This is a genomic window from Zymomonas mobilis subsp. pomaceae ATCC 29192 (assembly GCF_000218875.1).
GTDB classification, from domain to species: domain Bacteria; phylum Pseudomonadota; class Alphaproteobacteria; order Sphingomonadales; family Sphingomonadaceae; genus Zymomonas; species Zymomonas pomaceae.
Map to the genome: position 1 here is coordinate 330895 of NC_015709.1, position 19421 is coordinate 350315.

Here is a 19421-nt window from a genome sequence, read left to right on the forward strand (position 1 = left end):
GATTAATAGTCGTTCATTCACAGGTTCAAATTCTTAAGAAGAAAGGGGTTCAATATTCGCGCTATAATAACGAATATAACCGCTTTTTTCCTATCTTTAGCTTTCTTGATGATGATACCGACTGTGCTAAAGGCACAGGATCATCTTAATATAGCCCTTCAGTTAGAACCGCCCTCTCTGAACCCGACATCGGGTGCCTCGGCGGCGATTGATGAAGTCAGCTATGGAACCATTTTCGAAGGCCTCGTCCGTCTATCGCGAGATAGTCAGCCTGAACCTTGGTTAGCTACTGGATGGCAAATAAGTGCCGACGGACGAGATTACATCTTTACCTTAAAACCGCATGTAACTTTTAGTGATGGCAGTCCTTTTAATGCCGAAAGCGCCGCCTTTAGTCTTAATCATGCGCGAGCAGCGACCTCTACCAATGTTCAACAGGAAGCATTGTCAGTTATTGAAAAGATAGAGGTTATATCCCCTTTAAAGTTGCATATCCGGTTAAAACAGCCTGATAGTTTTTTTCTGACATTATTGGGGCTACCCGATTGTGTCATGATTTCGCCGCAGTCAGCCTCCAATTTAGCAACGGCCCCCGTTGGGACAGGCCCCTTTCGATTAGATTTTTGGCATCATGGTGACCAGCTACAATTGGTTGCAAGGTCTGATTATTGGGGCAAATATCCACCGCTCAAAACACTTGATTTTCTTTTTATTACTGATCCCTTTGCTGCCTATGCTGCGATAAAAACAGGCCGTGTTGATTTTTTTGCTAATTTTCCAGCTCCTGAAAATATGGCAGAATTAGCGAAAGATTCACGGTTGAAATTGCTTAGTTTTCCCAGCGAAGGCGAAGTGATTTTAGCCTTTAATCAGCATCTACCCCTTTTTCAAAATCGTCTTTTACGACAAGCTATTTCTTTAGCTATTAATCGTCCGGCCCTTATTGATGCTGCACTTTATGGTTATGGACGCGTAATCGGTAGCCATTTTCCGCCCCAAAATCCTGATTATCTCGATTTAACGGGATATTATAAATATAATCCTGAAAAAGCACAGCAACGGTTAAAACAGGCTGGCTATCCGAATGGATTAAGCCTTAATCTCGACTTACCTCCCTCTAGTTATGCAACCCGTTCGGGTGAAATGATCGCTGACCAGCTGGCCAAAATCGGAATTCATGTCACGATCCATCGCCTTGAATGGATGACATGGCTTGATCAGGTATATCAAAAACACAATTTTCAAATGACCATTGTTAGTCATGCTGAACCGTTTGATTATATGATTTACGGCAAGAAGAATTACTATTTTGGCTATCACAATCCAGTGCTCAACCGCCTATTAGAAGAAATTCACAGCAACAGCGATCCCATTCGGCGGCATAGGCTCTTACAAGACGTTCAAAAGACTTTAACTGAAGATGCTGCCAATGTTTTTTTATTTCAGGCACCGCACTTAGTCGTTGCCAAAAAAGACTTGGAGGGTCTGTGGCGAGAAAGTCCGACCCAACCCTTTGATTTAACCCAAGCTTATTTTTCAAGCAAAGCGACAAATTCTTCTCAAGAATCTGTTTCCGATACCAGAGGTAAAAATTCATTTTCCTCTTATGTTTTAAAATGTTCAGGAATCGCTGGTCTCTTTTGTATCCTCCTTCTCATCCGTTATTTAGGCTTACTGTGGTTTCTTAAAAAATTGGTTTTATTTGTTCTGACTTTATGGGTCGCTAGTCTAATCATTTTTGGTTTATTATCCGTTTTACCCGGTGATCCTGCGGCCTACATGATGGGGCTAGAAGCCAGTCCCCGCGCTATTGCGGCAGTCCATGCAGAATTTGATTTAAATGGGGCGGCTTATCTTCGTTATAGCCGCTGGTTAAGCCATATGATGCAGGGTGATCTTGGTCTTAGCTTCGGTTATCATATACCGGTCACTAATCTGATTAATGAGGCCTTGTCGGTTTCAATGCCTTTAGTTTTCTGTGCCTTCGTTATGGCCTGCATCGGCGGTGTGATATTGGGTTTTCTGGTAGCTTTTTATTATTATAGACCTGTTGGCCCTATTTTTCTGGGGCTGACCCGTATGGGTTTATCTCTGCCCAGTTTCTGGCTAGCTATTTTATTGCTTTATTGCGTTCTTCATTTTCAGTGGTCAGTTATGCCCAATAGTCACCCTTCTTTTTTTCATCTGCTGACTGTAAAAGCTTTTTATTGGCCTGTTACCGCCTTAGCGGTACCACAAGCGACATGGCTTGCCCGTGCTTTTAGCCAACAATTGCTCGCTTTAGAAAAAGAAGATTTTATGCTTGCGGCGCGAGCCCGTGGGTTGTCACGTAACAAAGCCTTATTACGACATGCGGCACGCCATGCCCTACCCGCTTTATTGCCTTTATTAAGTCTCTCTTTTCCTGCAATGTTGGCCGGCGCTGTTATTGTTGAGAATATCTTTTCTTTAGCGGGTATAGGGCGATTGTTATTACAAGCAATAACAATGCGTGACCTTATCTTAATACAGGCTATCGCATTATTATTGGTCGCTATTACTTTGTTTATGCGTTTTCTAAGCGATCTCATCCATCCGCTTATTGATCCCCGTCTAAGACAGCATTTATGACTTATTTTCGATCACTGCCCTTGTTGTTACGCTGTGGAATCACCCTATTTGCAGCTTTTTTTTCAGTTATCTTTCTTAACCTTTTGTTGAACGGGACAAGGGCGGTTATCGCACTTCATCAGCGATTAGCGCCCCCTTCTTTACAACATGGCTTCGGCACCGATGCGCTTGGGCGGGATATATTCCAACAAGTCATGCTTGCTTCTGGTTATTCCAGCTTGATTGCCTTACCAGCCGTTGCTTTAGGCCTTTTATTAGGCGTTCCCATAGGCCTTATTGCGGCTGTCCAAAAAGGATGGTTAAGCACTTGCTTAATGCAGAGCGTCGATATTCTTTTTGCCTTTCCGGCATTAATCGCGGCCTTGTTACTCCAATTATTATTCGGTTCTGGGCCCTTAGATGCGTTAATGGCTATCACGCTTTATGCTATTCCCGTTTTTGCACGGGTGGCTTGTAGCCATGGAAGAACCATAGCAACCTTTGATTTTATAACGGCGGCACGTCTTTCTGGACAAAATCGGATCGCTATCGCTTTTGATCATATTCTACCCAATATTAAAGTCGCATTATTGACTCAAGCGAGCAGTCAATGTGCCTTTGCTTTTATTGCCGAAGCTGGATTGGCCTATATTGGTATTGGGATACAGCCGCCGATCCCCAGTCTTGGAAGAATGTTGGCAGAATCACAAAGTCTATTAACACGGGCACCATGGTTAGTTTTATGGCCGGGTTTCATGTTGTTTTGGATCATTACAGCCTGCCAGATGATGGGTGAAGGCTTGGTTCAGTACCCAGTAAAAGGCAAAAGATGACCCTTTTAGCGATAGAAGACTTATCTGTCCGATCAGGCGAACATTTCTTGCTAAAAAATATCCGCTTTCGCATTGGTCGGGGAGAGATTGTTGGGCTTTTGGGAGAATCTGGTTCTGGCAAATCAACCCTAGCCCGTAGTATTCTACGCTTGCTACCCCAAGAGGTGATAACAACAGGGGTTATTCGGCTGGGATCGACTAATCTTACCACCTTATCAGAAAAGCAAATGAACGGCTATCGCGGGCATGAAATCGCCTTTGTGGGGCAAGATTCTTTGCTTTTCCTTGATCCCCTGATGACGATTGGCAATCATATTGTCGAAAGTCTCAAGGCCACTTCAAAAAACACTGAAAAGCAATCCGAACACATAAATGAGGCTCTAGCTTGGGTAGGTTTACCCACCACCATGGCAAACCTCTATCCCTCTAACCTTTCTGGGGGGCAACGTCAGCGGGCAGCCCTTGCCATAGCGCTGGCATCCAAGCCAAGACTTCTGATCGCGGATGAACCCACCTCGGCTTTAGATGCCCTAACCGAACGTGAAATTATGGCAATATTCTCTCGTATAACGGAAGGCCGTCATACAGCGATATTATTAATCAGCCATAACGCAGCTATGGTAAGTCATCGAGCAGATCGTATTATCGTGCTAAAAAACGGCGAGATAATCGAAAAAAAAGCTGCCCGAAAATGGTGGTCAGCACCTTCTCACCCCTATAGTCAGGCTTTAATAAAGGCTGATCAGGCTCTAAGAATTGCGCCGCTCATTACAGAAAAACAAGCGCAGTCTCCTTTAACCGTAAAGCGCCCTTTATTAGAAATTAGTCATCTTTGTTATCAGCGCGATAAAAAAGTAGTTTTAGACGATATTAATCTGAAATTATTCAAAGGAGACAGAATAGCCCTTGTCGGTGAATCGGGTGCCGGTAAATCAACCTTGTTAAAGGTAATACTCGGTATTTTACCGATTTTATCAGGCGAAATCAGGGTTCAAGATCAGGCGATTTCCTTTCATTCTCATAAAGAACGGATCGCTTTTTATCGTAAAGTACAGGCTGTTTTCCAAGACCCAGCAAGCAGCCTTGATCCTCGCTGGCGGATTGCAAAAATAATAGGGGAGCCCTTGGCGCTTTATAAAGAGCGGTTTTCTTCAGAGGAAAAACAAAATCGTATAAGCCTGGCTTTGGAAGCGCTGGCATTACCGAGCACGTTGCAAAATGATTACCCTTCGACCCTGTCCGGTGGTCAACAACAGCGCGTTGCAATCGCTCGGGCGTTAATCAACAAACCTGAAATTTTGTTATTAGATGAAGCCTTTTCAGCGCTCGATACTATTAATCGGTTAGCTATCAGTAAACAGCTTATCAATTTATCTGAAAAAAATGGGATGGGTTGCCTACTCGTCACGCATGATCTGACCTTAGCGCGTTTTTTTGCAACGCGGATCATGATTCTTCATAACGGACATGTTATAGAAAATAATACAGTCGAGACTGTTTTTACAGCGCCTGCACATTATTATACCCAAAAGCTTATTCAAGCGTGGCGGGAAAATTACAATATTTGATTGCTTTTTTGTGGAAGAAACAAAGCGGCAGAGTATAAAGCAAATTCGCTTTTTTTAATCAGGGATGACCGAACAGTTATGAAAGCAACGATCGAACGCGCGACTTTACTAAAAAGTCTTAGCCATGTTCAATCGGTAGTAGAGCGGCGCAATACTATTCCTATTTTATCTAATGTTTTGATTGAAGCTGCCGCCGATGGTCGCGTCAAACTGATGGCTACTGACCTTGATTTGCAGGTTGTTGAAACTTTTTCAGCCGAAGTTGAGGACGCAGGTGAAACGACAGTTTCAGCGCATATGCTTTTTGAGATTGTGCGTAAATTACCGGACGGTACACAAATTCAACTCAATGCGTCTGATGGCAAAATGTTAATCGTCGCCGGTCGCTCACGTTTTAATCTGGCAACGCTTCCTCGCGATGATTTTCCGGTTATCAGTGAAAGCGAATTGCCCACCCATTTTGCCTTACCTACGGAAAGCTTACGGCAGATTATTGATAAAACCCGTTTTGCTATTTCGGTTGATGAAACGCGTTATTATCTCAATGGTATTTTTCTTCATACCTTGAAAAATGGCGAATCGGTTATGAAAGCGGCTGCAACCGATGGACATAGATTGGCCTGTGTCACTATCCCTTGTCCTTCTGGGGCAGAAGATATGCCCGACGTCATTATTCCCCGTAAATGCGTTTTAGAATTAAGAAAATTATTGGATGAATGTGACGATGAGGTCAAAATATCGCTCTCATCCAGCAAGATTTGCTTCGATCTCGGTCATGCTATTCTGACTTCTAAACTGATTGACGGGACTTTTCCTGATTATTCACGGGTTATTCCGGTCGCCAATGACAAATTGTTACGGGTTAATCCCAAAGCCCTGATGCAAGGGGTCGATCGTGTTGCCACCATCGCGAGTGAAAAGACGCGAGCAGTAAAAATGTCGTTAGATCAGGGACGTATTTCCCTCTCTGTGACGAGCCAAGAAAACGGCATGGCGACAGAAGAAGTGCTGGGTGAATACACATCCAATAGTTTTGAAATCGGTTTCAACGCCCGTTACCTGTTGGATATTTTAGGCCAAATTGAAAATGATATGGCTGAAATTCACTTGGCCGATGCGTCTGCGCCAACCTTAATCCGAGATTCAGATGAATCGCCTGCGCTTTACGTATTAATGCCGATGCGTGTGTGAGGGTATTGAACGAACCTATAATTTAAAAAGCCGCCCTACCAAGAGCGGCTTTTTTATTCTGGATCCCATTAGAGACGGGCGCGAATACCTCCATAAAAGGTGCGCCCTAATGTGCCATAGCGATAAGCTGTCTCGTAATATTTATTGGATAGATTTTCGACCCGACCAAAAAGCGTAAGATTTTTAGTAACCGGCATTTCTGCCCGTAAATCATAAAGCGTATAACCATGGTTAATAGCCGGATTAAGGCTATATTCGCCGTGAACCGTATCCCATGATTTCGATGCCCAACGAACAGCAATTCCGGTTACAAGACCAAACTTCCAGTGATAATCAGCGGAACCATTGGCTGTATTTTTAGGACGCCTTGGCAACTGATAGCCATAATCATATCCCGCGGAATGATCTTTTGCTGATGTCCATGTATAGTTACCGCTTAAAGTAATCCGCTTGATGTCAAGGCTAGCACTGACTTCAACCCCATGCGCTACGCTCCGATTGATATTAGCATAATATCCATAGCGCGGAATTGTGGTATTGGGTGTATAACAAATGGCTGGCAAATCACCGAAATAAGGACAGCTGAGATAGGCAATAAGATTATTGGACGTTCGCTGAAAATAATCTGCGGCTAAGGTCAGTCGTTTATGGAAGAAACGTTGTTCAAATCCCGCATCCCAACCGTGTGATTTTTCAGCTTTTAAATTTTGGTCACCATATTCGCTATAAAGCTGATACAAGGAAGGCGCATTAAAGCCTTGCCCATAATGCGCCCGAAAAACGGTGTTATCATGGTTAAAGGCCCACACACCGCCGCCCGAGAATAAAACATTGCCCCCGAATTGGGAACGATGATCATAACGCACACCGCCATCGACAGAGAAGCCTTTAATAATTTTGCCTTTTAACTGGCCATAGACGCTATTGATGTCCATACTACCTTTTGTGATAGTATCCCCATAAGCAGGGGATGAACTCCGCATAGCGCTATGCTCGTTTTCATAACCGAATATTAAATCCCAATTTTTAACCAAGGCAAGGCTGCCTTGATATTCCAGCCTTCGGGTATGTCCATTACCTAAGAAGGTTTGGGTATTATACGGTTCATAAGAAGGGCTAATATCACTTCTTTTTGTATTGGTGTAACTATATCCAAAACGATTACGAAGCCGATTATCAAACAAGGCAACGTTTAAACCCGCATACCCCATCCATTGTTCTTTATTTTCATAATCAGAGGTGTCAGGCGTTCCATAACTGCTATCAAGATCAGTCATGGCTTTTGAATAATATCCTCTTAAATCGACAGAAACTTGATCAACAAGTTTGATATTAACGCGGCCTGTCGCAGAACGGTTATGATATCCGTCATTTTCATGTCCCCCATAACGGGGACTGATGGCAGAGATACCTTTTGTATAAAAATTATTTCCAGCTAGTCGCCACGTAATTCGATCACTGCTACCCCCGACAGCGGCACGGGCATTAATCGTGCTGTGCGATCCCGTTTCCAGATCAACACTCCCCCCTAAAGGTTTGGTTGGCATGGCGGTAACGACATTAACGACGCCGCCAATGGCCTGACTGCCCCAAAGAATAGATTGAGAACCTCGTAACACTTCAATTCTTGAAGTATCACCTGTCATCAAAGTACCAAAATCATAGCCATTATTGGTGGAAGCCGCATCTGTCATACGGACACCGTCAATAACAAGCATAGTTTGACCTGATTCAGCGCCCCGAATGAAGACTGAAGTTGCCGTTCCATAACCCCCATTGCGGGTGACAGACACACCGGGCGTTCGGGCCAGAATATCCGAAATCGCCATGCCTTGGCTGTGATCTATGGCGGCCTTATCCAGAACAGTAACTTGTGAAGAAACCTGATCAGCTTTTTCAGGGCTTCGGGATGCGGTAACGACTAAGGCAGTTTGTGTGTTTTTAGCAATAGAGAGGGCATCAGCATCGGGATCAGAGGCATTATTCTCGATCTGCTTATGGGCTTTTGATTTTATATCTGAATTTTTAGGCATTTTGTGCGCCTGATGACGATTGTTATCACTTGTTTTTGCCAAGGCTGGCTGGAAAGTCGTCAAGGCTGTTGTTGTAAAAGCTAAGGTTGATAAAATAAATAATCGGGCCATGGTCCCCCCCTCTCTGTTGCGGTCGCAATCCGACAATCCTAAAGGCAATACCCTAAAGGATACGACGGATTACCGTCGTCCCTGCGAGGAGATTCCTCGTCCGATCAGAAAATCCCCTGTCTGATCGTGGAACGACTGCATTGGGTCGGTCTCCTGGCTCACGGCATTAAAAAAACCGCCTTCCCAAAAATATTCAGTGGCTTTTGGTTTTCTGTTAACCGTTTACAGTTGCAGGGGCAGCCAAGGCTTTTCACCTTATTCCCTTTTTTCTCCTCTCAAGGAGGAGAACCCAACGCAAACCGCCCTCGTAAACTGAATTAAAGGATCAGGTCAATCACTCTTATAATATTGCGCTATTTTCTACTAACAAGCGTCCTTTTTTCTCCGCTATAGAAAGAATTATGCGCTGTCCTCTCTCTTTTTTCTCATGGTCTATTTTAATCAGCCTGTTCATTTTGATAGAAAAACCTTTATGCGCCTTCAAGGAAGCCCCCCGCCCTGCGCGTATTGTTTCCTTAAATCTTTGTGCTGATGAATTATTGGTAGATTTGGCCGACAGGTCACAAATCGCTGCCTTGACCCGTTATGCGCGTAATCCTGAAATGTCATTAGTCACAAAAGAAGCGCAATCACTTCCTTTTACCTATGGAAGTGCTGAAGAATTAATACGCCTTAATCCCGATTTGATTATTACCAGTAGCTATAGCCACAGCGAATTTTTATCTCTGCTCAAAAAACGCCATGTTAAGATTATTGATCTTTCATTAGCCAATAGTTCTAATGAGATTATCCAACAAATCCGTTTGATTGCCGAGGCTATCGGTCATCCCGAACGGGGTGAAAAAATGATCAAGAAAATGAAATATGCGCTTAATCACTTACCTTCACCCGCAGGACATCGGCGCGTTGCGGCTTATTATCAACGACAAGGCTATTTGAGTGGGCCTGGCAGTTTAGTGGATGATATAATGACCAAGGCCGGTTTAAAAAATTTGGCCGCTTCTTTACACAAATCAGTGTTGTCACGTTTATCGCTTGAAGAAATAGTGCGGGCACAGCCTGATTTTTTGATCATGGAACAGAATGGCAAGGCGGTAACCGATCAGGGACGGGCTATGTTGCAACATCCTTTATTGAAGAAAGCTATTCCAGAATCTCGTCATCTCTATATTCCCGCCGCGCTCACGCTTTGTGGTAGTCCTGATTATCCAAGGGCTATTCAAATTTTAGACGAGCAAATGGAAACTTTTGATCATTCCCTGCGTTAGTTTTATTAATCTGTTTTTGTACAAGAGCAGATAACTTCGCCCGTAGGATAAATTTACCTTTGTCGAAGGTAAAATAAGGATATCCGGGCAAACTGATTTAAAAATTATCAGTTATCCTGCTTTTGCAAAGGCTTACAGGCTATCCTGTCGGCAGTTAGAGCCCCATATAGGGGTTTCCCTTACAATAGACAAAAGATGTGGAGAGTTAAGATGACTATCGACACTTTAGAAAAAACCAAGACCTCTAAGAAAACGGAATCTTTTGATAAGATAACCATCAGAGGGATTGATAAGCCAGCAACCCGCGTAGCGCTTGGAACTTGGGCAATCGGCGGCTGGATGTGGGGCGGCACGGATGACGACCTTTCGATCAGAACTATCCAACGTGCTATTGATCTTGGTATTAATACTATTGATACCGCCCCCGCTTATGGACGAGGTCATTCTGAAGAAATAGTCGGAAAAGCCATTAAGGGGAAACGCGATAAGCTTATTATTGCGACCAAGGTGGGGCTCGATTGGACTCTGACAGAAGATCAGTCCATGGTTCGGAATGCTTCAGCCGCACGAATTCGGAAAGAAATTGAAGATTCCCTCCGTCGTTTAGGGACAGATTATATTGATCTTTATCAGGTTCATTGGCCCGATCCTTTAGTGTCCGCTGAAGAAACAGCTTCCACGCTGGAAGCCCTGCGCAAAGAAGGTAAAATCCGGTCGATCGGGGTGTCAAATTATTCACCTGATCAAATGGATGCGTTTAGAAAATATGCTCAGCTTTCAGTGACGCAATCGCCTTATAATCTGTTTGAACGCGAAATTGACAAAGAGATTATGCCTTACGCCAAAAAACACGACCTTGTTGTTTTGGGCTATGGTGCGCTTTGCCGTGGGCTACTTTCCGGTAAAATGTCAGCAGAACGGCATTTTGAAGGAGATGATCTGCGTAAACAGGATCCGAAATTCCAAAAACCGCGCTTCGAGCATTATCTATCTGCGGTTGAAGAACTCAAAAAATTCGCCAAGGAACGGTATAACAAATCTGTTTTGGCATTATCTGTTCGGTGGATGTTAGAGCAAGGCCCGACTTTAGCCCTGTGGGGTGCACGCAAACCGGAACAAATTGACGGTATCGCCGATGTCTTTGGATGGCAATTAACCGCGCAAGATTTGAAAGAGATTGACGCTATTTTAGAGCGCAACATTCCAAGCCCGGTTGGCCCCGAATTTATGGCACCGCCTGCGCGCAAGAAGAAATAATTTCCAAAGCTTACGCCAAAACAAGAAAGCCGTCCTACTGTAAAGTGGGGCGGTTTTTTATTTTATAAGAAAAAATGCAATCAAAAGGAATTATAATGGAGCGGGCGAAGGGAATCGAACCCTCCTAGCTAGCTTGGAAGGCTAGTGCATTACCACTATGCTACGCCCGCATTCTTGCCAGTGGCCCTTCCTTACCTATTTCACGATCAACAGGCAAGAAATATCTAAAGCAAACGACGACTTTCGTTAATTTGCCACAAAATAAGAGAAGGAATGCCAATAGAAATATCCCGTGCGCGTTTTAATAACGATAAAGCAATGACTTCTGCGCCGGTTAATCCAAAAAGAGGCGCAATAAGGACGTAAGCCCCTTCTTGCAGGCCGATGGCCCCGGGAACAATAAAAGCAGCACTTCTTAAGGCAAAAATAAGACTTTCGATAGTTAGAACAGCGGGCAGGGAAATAGAAATCCCCATTAGACGAAGAGCGAACCATGCACTGGAAGCGCCCATAACCCACGCCAACATATTAAACAAAAAAGAAGCCGAAAGCTTATAGGGTTGATGGTAAATCTGAGTCATTTTATCCGAAACCCCTCGGATATTATCTTCAGCACCAGGCACTATTTTTTCAGCTAATCCCCCAGTAAAACGCAATATGGGACGCTGAAAGAGTATAAATAACAGTAGAATAGCAACGATGACGCCTAAACCAATAAAAGACAAAGGCTGAACGGACATTTTTTCGCCGCCCCAACAATGAAGAGAAATAACCCCTACCCCGAATAGGGTAAAAAGAAGCTGTGACGCCATTTCTGCGGTCATATCGACTATCATAGAAGCGTAAACAAGCTGAAAAGGTAGGCCTGCCCCTGTTAAGGTCCGCGCGCCTAATACTATTCCACCGATTTGAGAAAAAGGTAAAATCTCACTTGCGGCTTCCCTGATGGTTCGCCCCCACGCAAATAAAGGTATTTTTCGTAAAGGTTGCCCCGGGGCAACGGAAAACCAAGCGGTGCCTAAAATCAGTAAAACAATGAGAGACAAGATACAAAAGGCTATAAATCCACCAATGCCGATGCTGGCTACTGAAGCGAAAATATTATGAAAACCAATCTGACGCATGAAGTAGAGGGCAATAGCAAAGCCGGCGAGGCTCGCTGCTAGGACTACAATCCGTCCCCATGTATTTTGTTTATGTTTACCGGTCATTAAGCTGTGCTATCATGAAAAGAGCCGCTTAAAAGCTTAAGCGGCTACTGGGTATCAAACCCTGATTTATTGAAGATGGTCTATTCCACAGAGCAGGAAGAACCGCAAGTTTCTCACCCTAAAAATATAAAAAAATAAGGCTTTTTCAGGGTGCAAAAAGCCTTATCTTATCTTAAGTTGAATTTTTAAGGTCGTGTTAGAGTATTTATTTTCCTAAAAAATCAGAAAAATTACCAAGGACGATATTTTGATCTTTTATTGCCTTTTTTACCGTTTCATCAGTAAGGGCATGCCATTCCTCGATAGATTCATAGCCGACAGCATGGCCTTCAAATTCATCACTAATGGCCGGATGAAGATAGATTTCACTTAAGCCTTCTGGCAAATGTTCAATCAAGCCCAGCATCCGATGCGGATTCATATGCCCCGACCATGCGATGCCAAAAGTCTGATCAGGAACCAAAAGACCTGCATGAACGGAGCGCTTTCTTATCCCATAAGCCCAAGGCATCGCGACATAATCGGGTAAATGCCGTGTGACAGGCTCGATAGTCGATAAGACATTTATCGGTTCTACAGGCGCACGCATCGCTTTTAAGCCATATCGACGCCCAATAGCGAGGATAAGACTGGAAATGGTGGGATGAAGGTGAAAATGCTTATGGGCATTGACATGATCTAACTTTAACCCAGTCGCAGCAAAAGCACTGAATTGAGCATTAATTTCCCGAACCAGCTGTCGTCTGACACTGGGACGGAAAAAAATATCAACCCCTGCCCGCACCATATTACGGCGAAATAGGCCATCGCGATCGACAAGATCAGGAATTTCATCCGGTGGCAGGATGGGTTTTCCTTCAACCAGTACTAAATGAAGACCAACCCCCAATTTAGGAAGTCGTCTCGCCCGCTCTACGGCATCAAGCACAGCGGGCGCGCCGACCATTAGACTGGCTGCCGTCAACACGCCATCGACATGCGCCTTTTCTACCGCCTCGTTAACGACAGTAGCAGCACCAAAATCATCAGCGGTGACGATCAGCTTTTTCACTTCTTTACTCCGTTTTTAACAAGCTTCTTTCCGTTCCCGAAGGAATTGAAAGAATTCTACACCTTCACGCAGCCGGCGCTTCATCATATCGAAGTCACGGACCATTTCTCCGACAATCGAGACGACTTTACCAGGGCGGAAGTAAAAACGCTTATAGAAGGTTTCAACTGAACGGAAGATTTCTTCATGACTTAAATGCGGATAACTTAAAGGGGCAATCTGCACACCATTATCATCCACTAATTCGGCATGAGACTGATCCAGCCAGCCATTTTCTATGGCCTGTTTATAAAGTAAGGTTCCCGGATAAGGCGCTGCTAAAGAAACTTGGATCGTATGAGGATTGATTTCACAAGCCCATTTGATAGTTTGTTCAATAGTTTCGCGGGTTTCTCCCGGTAAACCCAGAATAAAAGTACCATGAATAGCAATACCAAGATCATGGCAATCGCGCGTGAATTTTTCAGCGACCTCGACGCGCAAACCTTTTTTAATATTATGCAAAATTTGCTGATTGCCAGATTCATAGCCGACTAAAAGTAGTCTTAATCCATTATCTTTTAGGATTTTCAGCGTTTCATAAGGAACATTAGCCTTGGCATTACAAGACCATGTTACCCCTAATTTACCTAATTCCCGTGCAATCGCCTCGGCGCGTGGGCGATCATCTGTGAAGGTATCATCATCAAAGAAAAACTCTTTTACCTGTGGGAAGGTTTTAATCGCATATTTGATTTCCTCAATGACGTGTTCCACACTACGCGTACGATATTTATGCCCCCCGACGGTCTGCGGCCAAAGACAGAAACTGCAATGCGATTTACAACCACGGCCTGTATAAATCGAGATATAGGGGTGTTTCAGATAACCGATGAAATATTTTTCAATTTCAAGATCGCGCTTGTAAATAGGAGTTACAAAAGGCAGTTCATCCATATTTTGGAGCAAAGGGCGATCCGCATTATGAACGATTTCACCTTTATCATTGATAAAGCTTAACCCCAGAATAAAAGACCATTCCTGACCATCGGCAACTTCCTTGATTGTAAAATCAAATTCATTGCGCGCAACAAAGTCAACAATGCCCTTGGCATCTTTTAAACTTTTTTCTGCTTCAACCGCGACCTTGGCGCCAATGAAACCAATTTTCATTGACGGATTGACTTTTTTTAAGGCTGCGGCGGTTTTGACATCTGATGTAAAACTGGGAACCGAGGTATGTAAAATTGCAAGATCATAATCCGGTGCAATCGCCAAAACTTCCGGTAATTTTGTACCATGAGGCGGTGCATCAATCAGTTTTGAATCTTTAATAAGAGCTGCAGGCTGGGCCAACCATGTGGGATACCAGAAGCTCTTTATTTCACGGCGAGCCTGATAGCGGGAACCGGCCCCGCCATCGAAGCCGTCAAAAGACGGCGCCTGCAGAAAAAGCGTACGCATCATTATAAAAAGGACTCCTATTTGCGCGAAATGCGTCCGTTGGAATGCAACATAAGTTCCATCCCCTGCCAATCAACAGAAGAGATAAAGAAGGTCGATAAAAATATCCCGAAAGAAAGTAAATCGCGTAAAGGTAGTTGTAATAACGCCTCTAAACGGGACACGCCTGTTACTTTATTTATACGCCATCCCAACAGCCATCGGGAAGCTAAAGCAAGACAAAAAACTGGCCAACTCACCCATCCACTTGTTGCTATAAGACCAATAAAGGCTAAAGGCACGGGATAAGTAACCGCACTACCTAAAAAACCTACTGGATCTATATCACGAATAGTTGCAGACCAACGTAATTCATGTCGAACAAGGGATAAGAAACTGGATTCAGTACAGCTATGCGTTAAAATAACGGGAAGTACTTCTACCTTTAAGCCTAAAGCTCTTACCTTTGCTCCCAACATATAATCATCGGCTAGAATATTAGACAGGCTTTCCAAGCCTCCTATAGATTCCAGCGTATCGCGCTTTATGGCGATGGTAGAACCCATGCAAGGATTAGCTTTTGTAAGAGCAACGCCGACCATGACAGAAGGTAAAAAATTATAATCAATATTGGCCGCTGATAAACGTGACCAGTAACCGTTATCTCCCCTTCCATGATAGAGACAAGTAACGGCGCCTACACCGGGTTTTTCCAACGCATTGACCACTTGGCTGATATAATAGTCAGAAACGCTCATATCACTGTCACTAATAATCATAATATCATGACCGATATGGGCCGTTATATTAATTAAATTAGAAATTTTTGCGTTAGTACCATGCGTCTTGTTATCCACGATCAGACGGACCGGCGCTTTTGAATTTTGTGCCGCAATCAGACGCACAGTTTCTCCGGCGGGATCAGCGGGATGCTGAATACCGCACAACATTTCATAATCAGCAGGATAATCCTGATCAAGAAACGTCTGAAGATTTTCGGCCAAAGCAGGCTCATCACCATGCAGCGGTTTGATCAGAGAAACAGAAGGCCAGTTCCTAAGGGAAACAGTTTCTTTTTTTTGCCAATAGAGAACAACGATTGCTGCCAGTATAGTATAGCCGACCCCTATTAATGCCATAAGTAAAGCAATGCTCCCTATGAGCATTAATAGGACATGCAGGATGGTTATCATCTTTTAATCCTGATCATGAGCCGTTCTTATGCCTTTCTGGCTTGTTATTTATGAGAATTAAGCGCGTGCTTCAAAAGAGGCAGTATATTTATCTAATACCTCAATATAATGCGTGACAGTCTCATCTGAAAGAAAAGAGCCCAGAAAACTATTGCGAGCAATCAACGCAAAGTCATTCGCATCCAAGGCACAATTTTCGGCTAAGACTTGGTAGTTATCATTCACATAACCACCAAAATAGGCTGGATCATCCGAATTAATGGTAACGCGCAGACCATGCTTTAACATGTAAGGCAGAGGATGTTTCTTTAGATCTTTCACAACTTGTAATTTCTGATTGGAAAGCGGGCAAAGCGTAAATGTCATGCCAGAGCGTGCCATTCTTGTCACAAGCAAAGGATCTTCGACAATCCGATTGCCATGATCTAAGCGATCAACTTTCAAAACATCAATAGCCTCATCAATATAAGAAGGGGGGCCTTCTTCTCCTGCATGTGCAACTAATTTCAAGCCCTTTTGACGAGCTGTTGCAAAGACATGTTTAAATTTTGACGGTGGATGCCCCACTTCTGAGGAATCTAATCCGACGGCTGTAATTTTATCTAGCCAAGGTTCAGCCATACGCAAGGTTGTAAACGCAGATTCTTCATCAAGATGGCGAAGAAAGCACATAATTAACTGAACCGTCATCCCTAACTGGGATTCAGCTTCGGCAATACCTGCCAACAAACCGCGCATGACAACATCGAAAGGAATACCTCGATCTGTATGGGTCTGCGGATCGAAAAAAATTTCGCTATGGATGACATTATCACGACTTGCCCGATAGAAATAATCGCGGGCTAAATCACGAAAGTCTTCTTCCGTCCTTAAGACATTAGCGCTCTGATAATAAATATTAAGAAATTCTTGTAGATTGTTGAAATTATACGCTTCTTTTACAGATTCTATATCTTTAAAAGGCAGTTTAATCCGATTGCGTTCTGCAAGCTGAAACATTAATGTCGGTTCGAGGCTGCCTTCGATATGCAGATGTAATTCTGCCTTAGGTAGGCCTTTAATAAATTGACTCAAATTGTTCATCTAACATTCTCAATTAAATAAAAATTATGATTTATAATGTGGCTATGGTTGTGGAATATGGTCCCGATAAATTTCCCAATGTTGAGATAATTCATTCACGACTTTATTACCTACAGTGAAGGCCGCATTCAAAGCGGATTGCATAGCAGAAAGACTATCTTCTTCATGAACAAGACTAAAAACTGCATTTTCACCAAGCGGTGGAAGGGTGTAATTTGAGGCTGTCCGTAATATCATGACGCGATTGGGATCAGCGCGGCCTTGCGTTCCCAAGACAGAAATAGCACGTAAAATTCCGCTATCCTCCATCCCACTCATGACAAAAATTCCCTTCCCACCCGTCCAGTAAGCGACCCATTTTTCAATGTGATTATTGGCAATAGCCCCATGCCAGAAAGTCTGTCCGGTTGCTTCGTCCCCTTTTAAAATTTCAGGTGGATGGAGAGCCGCTTTATATCTGGGATAAAGCGCCCGAATTTTTTGTAATGTCAGCGTATCCGGTAAAGTTGTTTTCTGGGTTAATTGATAAGCCCAATTTTGGAGCTTTTTATTAAGCGGAAACAGATTATGAGCGGTATCCGGTAAAGGCTGCTGATAAGGTTTCTGGCGATCCCATGGCAGCCATCCAGTTGTCCAGTTAGACGGAATTTCACGTGGATCAACCATGTAACCAAAATCGCTGTCAATGACATCTCCGATCCAAGCTGCCGAACCGACACTGCCCGTATTCGGATTAACGCCAGCAATAGCAGCGACTAACCAATAAGCATGGGAGAAATCAAAGCGAGGATCTAACCCTAGGGCTATAACAGAAGTGGCGGCTTGCCCGGTTCCTATACCTGTATTGACAGCTAATACGCCCGTTTTTGGGTTATATCGAAGATTACGAGGGCCTGCTGAAAAAGGTAATTTATCAGGTAAAATATCAGCCCATGCTTGAAATTCACCCGCTTTGTCACCCTGATCTTCACCGATTTCAAAAGCGGTTAAAATGACAACACGAATAGATAGAGGTGTTTTTTGCGCTGCCAGTGTGCGTTTTGGATAGGCTTTAATATGAGCAGCAGGAATGGCCGCCGAAACTATACCGGGGCCAAATGTTGAAAGGCTCAAGGCCACAAGCAAGGCCGTGGCCGAAACAAGATTATTTCGTATATCTACCTTCATGCCCTCATCCTCTAGCCAAATAGCAAAAACGGCCAATAAACAAGGCCGCCAGACTGTACAGCAACCAATTTTCTTTCTTCATTTTGCCGCGCCCAATCTGGATTACTGCATAGGCAATAATGCCAAAAGCCAGACCATTGGCGATAGAAAAGCTTAAAGGGATTATAATCAACGTTAAAAAAGCAGGCAGAGAAACTTCGATATTTTCCCAATCAATTTCGGTCAAAGGCGCCATCATCAAAGCGCCCACTAGAATTAACGCAGGGGATGTTGCACTCACAGGAATGACTTGAGCATAAGGCGCTATAAAAAGCATACAAAGAAAAAGAGAACCCACAACAACCGCAGTAAGACCACTTCGGCCACCACTCTGTACGCCAGCCGCACTTTCAATATAGGATGTTACTGTAGAAGTCCCGGCAAGAGCCCCGACAAGGGTAGCAATCGCGTCGGTTAAAAGCATTCGATTTAAATTGGGAATTGAACCATCTTTATTCATAAGGCCGGCACGCTTGGTAACCGCAACCAAGGTGCCAATATTATCAAAAAGATCTACAAATAATAAAACAAATAAAATCTCAAGGACAGCTGATCCAAAATTATGACCACGATAGAGGGCACCTTTAATATCCAATGCAAAAGCCGTTTTTTTCAGCATTGCAGGGGTGTATTCATTCACTGAAAAATGAATAAGACCTGCTGACCAACCGATAAAAGTCGCCGCAATAATACCTAACAAAATAGCGCCTTTAACGCGATAGGCCATTAAAAGCGCTATAAATAACAGACCTAGAAGCGCAAGCAGCGTCTGCTTATCGCCGAGATTACCTAAGGTAACCATAGTGGATGGGTTAGCAACAATGATACCGGCATTCCGTAAACCAATAAAAGCGATAAAGAGGCCAATTCCTCCTGCGGTCGCTGAAAAAAGGGGGCGAGGAATAGCCTTGATAATCATCTGACGAATGCCGGCAAAAGTCAGTAAAAGAAAGATAACACCCGAGATAAAGACACAGCCCAAGGCCTGTTGCCAAGGTATCCCCATTTGCCCCACAACCGTAAAAGCAAAATAGGCATTCAAGCCTAACCCCGGTGCCAAGGCTAAAGGGGTATTCGCATAAAAACCCATAAGGATACTGGCGAACCCAGCGGCAAAACAGGTCGCCGCCGCAACCGCAGCATAAGGCATCCCGGCCTGTGCCAAAAGGGTCGGATTAACCACGATAATATAGGCCATGGTTAAAAAAGTTGTCAGACCCGCCAAGGATTCAGTCCGAACAGTGGTGCCCCGTTCTGTCAGCTGAAAATAACGGTCAAGCCATGCATACATACGCGCTCCCCTTAATTATAAAAATTATGTCCATTTTTGCAGGATTGTGCCCATTTTGTTGCACAGGGGAAGGCCTGTCATAAGGAGAGCGAAAAAGGTCAACAGTCAAAATTG

At 43.8% G+C, this 19421-nt stretch carries 14 protein-coding genes, 1 tRNA gene and 1 riboswitch; of the genes, 6 read left to right on the forward strand and 9 right to left on the reverse strand.

Annotated features, from left to right (window positions below):
- The first annotated feature begins 108 nt into the window (after nucleotides 1–108).
- From ZYMOP_RS01505 to dnaN, 4 genes are all read left to right on the forward strand, one after another.
- Complete coding sequence (locus ZYMOP_RS01505) at nucleotides 109–2610, forward strand: ABC transporter substrate-binding protein (RefSeq protein WP_013933596.1); 2502 nt, start codon at nucleotides 109–111, stop codon at nucleotides 2608–2610.
- Nucleotides 2607–3422 (forward strand): ABC transporter permease, encoded by an 816-nt coding sequence (locus tag ZYMOP_RS01510; RefSeq protein WP_013933597.1) that lies wholly within the window; start codon nucleotides 2607–2609, stop codon nucleotides 3420–3422. The genes ZYMOP_RS01505 and ZYMOP_RS01510 overlap by 4 nt, the downstream gene beginning before the upstream one ends.
- Nucleotides 3419–4990 carry an ABC transporter ATP-binding protein gene (locus ZYMOP_RS01515; protein WP_013933598.1) on the forward strand — a complete coding sequence of 524 codons (1572 nt, stop codon included), beginning with the start codon at nucleotides 3419–3421 and terminating at the stop codon, nucleotides 4988–4990. Before ZYMOP_RS01510 ends, ZYMOP_RS01515 begins: the two co-directional genes overlap by 4 nt.
- Before the next feature lie 78 nt (nucleotides 4991–5068).
- Nucleotides 5069–6181 carry a DNA polymerase III subunit beta gene (gene dnaN / locus ZYMOP_RS01520; protein ID WP_013933599.1) on the forward strand — a complete coding sequence of 371 codons (1113 nt, stop codon included), beginning with the start codon at nucleotides 5069–5071 and terminating at the stop codon, nucleotides 6179–6181.
- Nucleotides 6182–6249: 68 nt separating this feature from the next.
- Here dnaN and ZYMOP_RS01525 read toward each other — a convergent pair whose 3' ends face one another.
- Nucleotides 6250–8325, reverse strand: a complete 2076-nt coding sequence (locus ZYMOP_RS01525) for a TonB-dependent receptor plug domain-containing protein (RefSeq protein WP_013933600.1) — start codon at nucleotides 8323–8325, stop codon at nucleotides 6250–6252.
- 126 nt (nucleotides 8326–8451) lie between these two features.
- Nucleotides 8452–8633: riboswitch (cobalamin riboswitch) on the reverse strand.
- A 93-nt stretch (nucleotides 8634–8726) separates the two neighbouring features.
- Between ZYMOP_RS01525 and ZYMOP_RS01530 the strand changes: the two genes are divergently transcribed.
- Nucleotides 8727–9593, forward strand: coding sequence for an ABC transporter substrate-binding protein (locus tag ZYMOP_RS01530; protein WP_013933601.1), 867 nt, complete (start codon nucleotides 8727–8729; stop codon nucleotides 9591–9593).
- A gap of 210 nt (nucleotides 9594–9803) precedes the next feature.
- Nucleotides 9804–10850, forward strand: coding sequence for an aldo/keto reductase (locus tag ZYMOP_RS01535; protein WP_013933602.1), 1047 nt, complete (start codon nucleotides 9804–9806; stop codon nucleotides 10848–10850).
- Nucleotides 10851–10946: 96 nt separating this feature from the next.
- On the opposite strand, the gene ZYMOP_RS01540 is transcribed toward ZYMOP_RS01535, so the two are convergent.
- The 8 genes from ZYMOP_RS01540 to ZYMOP_RS01575 form a co-directional block, all read right to left on the reverse strand.
- A tRNA-Gly gene (locus ZYMOP_RS01540) sits at nucleotides 10947–11020 on the reverse strand.
- A 54-nt stretch (nucleotides 11021–11074) separates the two neighbouring features.
- On the reverse strand, nucleotides 11075–12061 hold the full coding sequence (locus ZYMOP_RS01545; protein ID WP_013933603.1) for a lysylphosphatidylglycerol synthase domain-containing protein: 987 nt from the start codon (nucleotides 12059–12061) through the stop codon (nucleotides 11075–11077).
- A 205-nt stretch (nucleotides 12062–12266) separates the two neighbouring features.
- A complete protein-coding gene (gene hpnK, locus ZYMOP_RS01550; RefSeq protein ID WP_013933604.1) occupies nucleotides 12267–13112 on the reverse strand; it encodes a hopanoid biosynthesis-associated protein HpnK in 846 nt (281 codons plus the stop codon).
- 15 nt (nucleotides 13113–13127) lie between these two features.
- A complete protein-coding gene (gene hpnJ / locus ZYMOP_RS01555; protein WP_013933605.1) occupies nucleotides 13128–14558 on the reverse strand; it encodes a hopanoid biosynthesis associated radical SAM protein HpnJ in 1431 nt (476 codons plus the stop codon).
- Between the two features lie 14 nt (nucleotides 14559–14572).
- Complete coding sequence (gene hpnI, locus ZYMOP_RS01560) at nucleotides 14573–15727, reverse strand: bacteriohopanetetrol glucosamine biosynthesis glycosyltransferase HpnI (protein WP_013933606.1); 1155 nt, start codon at nucleotides 15725–15727, stop codon at nucleotides 14573–14575.
- Between the two features lie 57 nt (nucleotides 15728–15784).
- The gene (locus ZYMOP_RS01565) at nucleotides 15785–16810 is read right to left on the reverse strand and encodes an adenosine deaminase (RefSeq protein ID WP_013933607.1); all 1026 of its coding nucleotides are present in this window, start codon (nucleotides 16808–16810) and stop codon (nucleotides 15785–15787) included.
- Nucleotides 16811–16852: 42 nt separating this feature from the next.
- Entirely contained in the window at nucleotides 16853–17977 is a 1125-nt protein-coding gene (locus ZYMOP_RS01570) for a purine-nucleoside phosphorylase (protein WP_013933608.1), read from the reverse strand.
- 4 nt (nucleotides 17978–17981) lie between these two features.
- Nucleotides 17982–19307, reverse strand: a complete 1326-nt coding sequence (locus tag ZYMOP_RS01575) for an NCS2 family permease (RefSeq protein ID WP_013933609.1) — start codon at nucleotides 19305–19307, stop codon at nucleotides 17982–17984.
- Nucleotides 19308–19421: the final 114 nt, after the last annotated feature.

Coding starts and splice junctions, on each gene's coding strand:
- ZYMOP_RS01505 (WP_013933596.1), top strand. CDS start 109: ATGATGATACCGACTGTGCTAAAGGCACAGGATCATCTTAATATAGCC.
- ZYMOP_RS01510 (WP_013933597.1), top strand. CDS start 2,607: ATGACTTATTTTCGATCACTGCCCTTGTTGTTACGCTGTGGAATCACC.
- ZYMOP_RS01515 (WP_013933598.1), top strand. CDS start 3,419: ATGACCCTTTTAGCGATAGAAGACTTATCTGTCCGATCAGGCGAACAT.
- dnaN (WP_013933599.1), top strand. CDS start 5,069: ATGAAAGCAACGATCGAACGCGCGACTTTACTAAAAAGTCTTAGCCAT.
- ZYMOP_RS01525 (WP_013933600.1), bottom strand. CDS start 8,325: ATGGCCCGATTATTTATTTTATCAACCTTAGCTTTTACAACAACAGCC.
- ZYMOP_RS01530 (WP_013933601.1), top strand. CDS start 8,727: ATGCGCTGTCCTCTCTCTTTTTTCTCATGGTCTATTTTAATCAGCCTG.
- ZYMOP_RS01535 (WP_013933602.1), top strand. CDS start 9,804: ATGACTATCGACACTTTAGAAAAAACCAAGACCTCTAAGAAAACGGAA.
- ZYMOP_RS01545 (WP_013933603.1), bottom strand. CDS start 12,061: ATGACCGGTAAACATAAACAAAATACATGGGGACGGATTGTAGTCCTA.
- hpnJ (WP_013933605.1), bottom strand. CDS start 14,558: ATGATGCGTACGCTTTTTCTGCAGGCGCCGTCTTTTGACGGCTTCGAT.
- hpnI (WP_013933606.1), bottom strand. CDS start 15,727: ATGATAACCATCCTGCATGTCCTATTAATGCTCATAGGGAGCATTGCT.
- ZYMOP_RS01565 (WP_013933607.1), bottom strand. CDS start 16,810: ATGAACAATTTGAGTCAATTTATTAAAGGCCTACCTAAGGCAGAATTA.
- ZYMOP_RS01570 (WP_013933608.1), bottom strand. CDS start 17,977: ATGAAGGTAGATATACGAAATAATCTTGTTTCGGCCACGGCCTTGCTT.
- ZYMOP_RS01575 (WP_013933609.1), bottom strand. CDS start 19,307: ATGTATGCATGGCTTGACCGTTATTTTCAGCTGACAGAACGGGGCACC.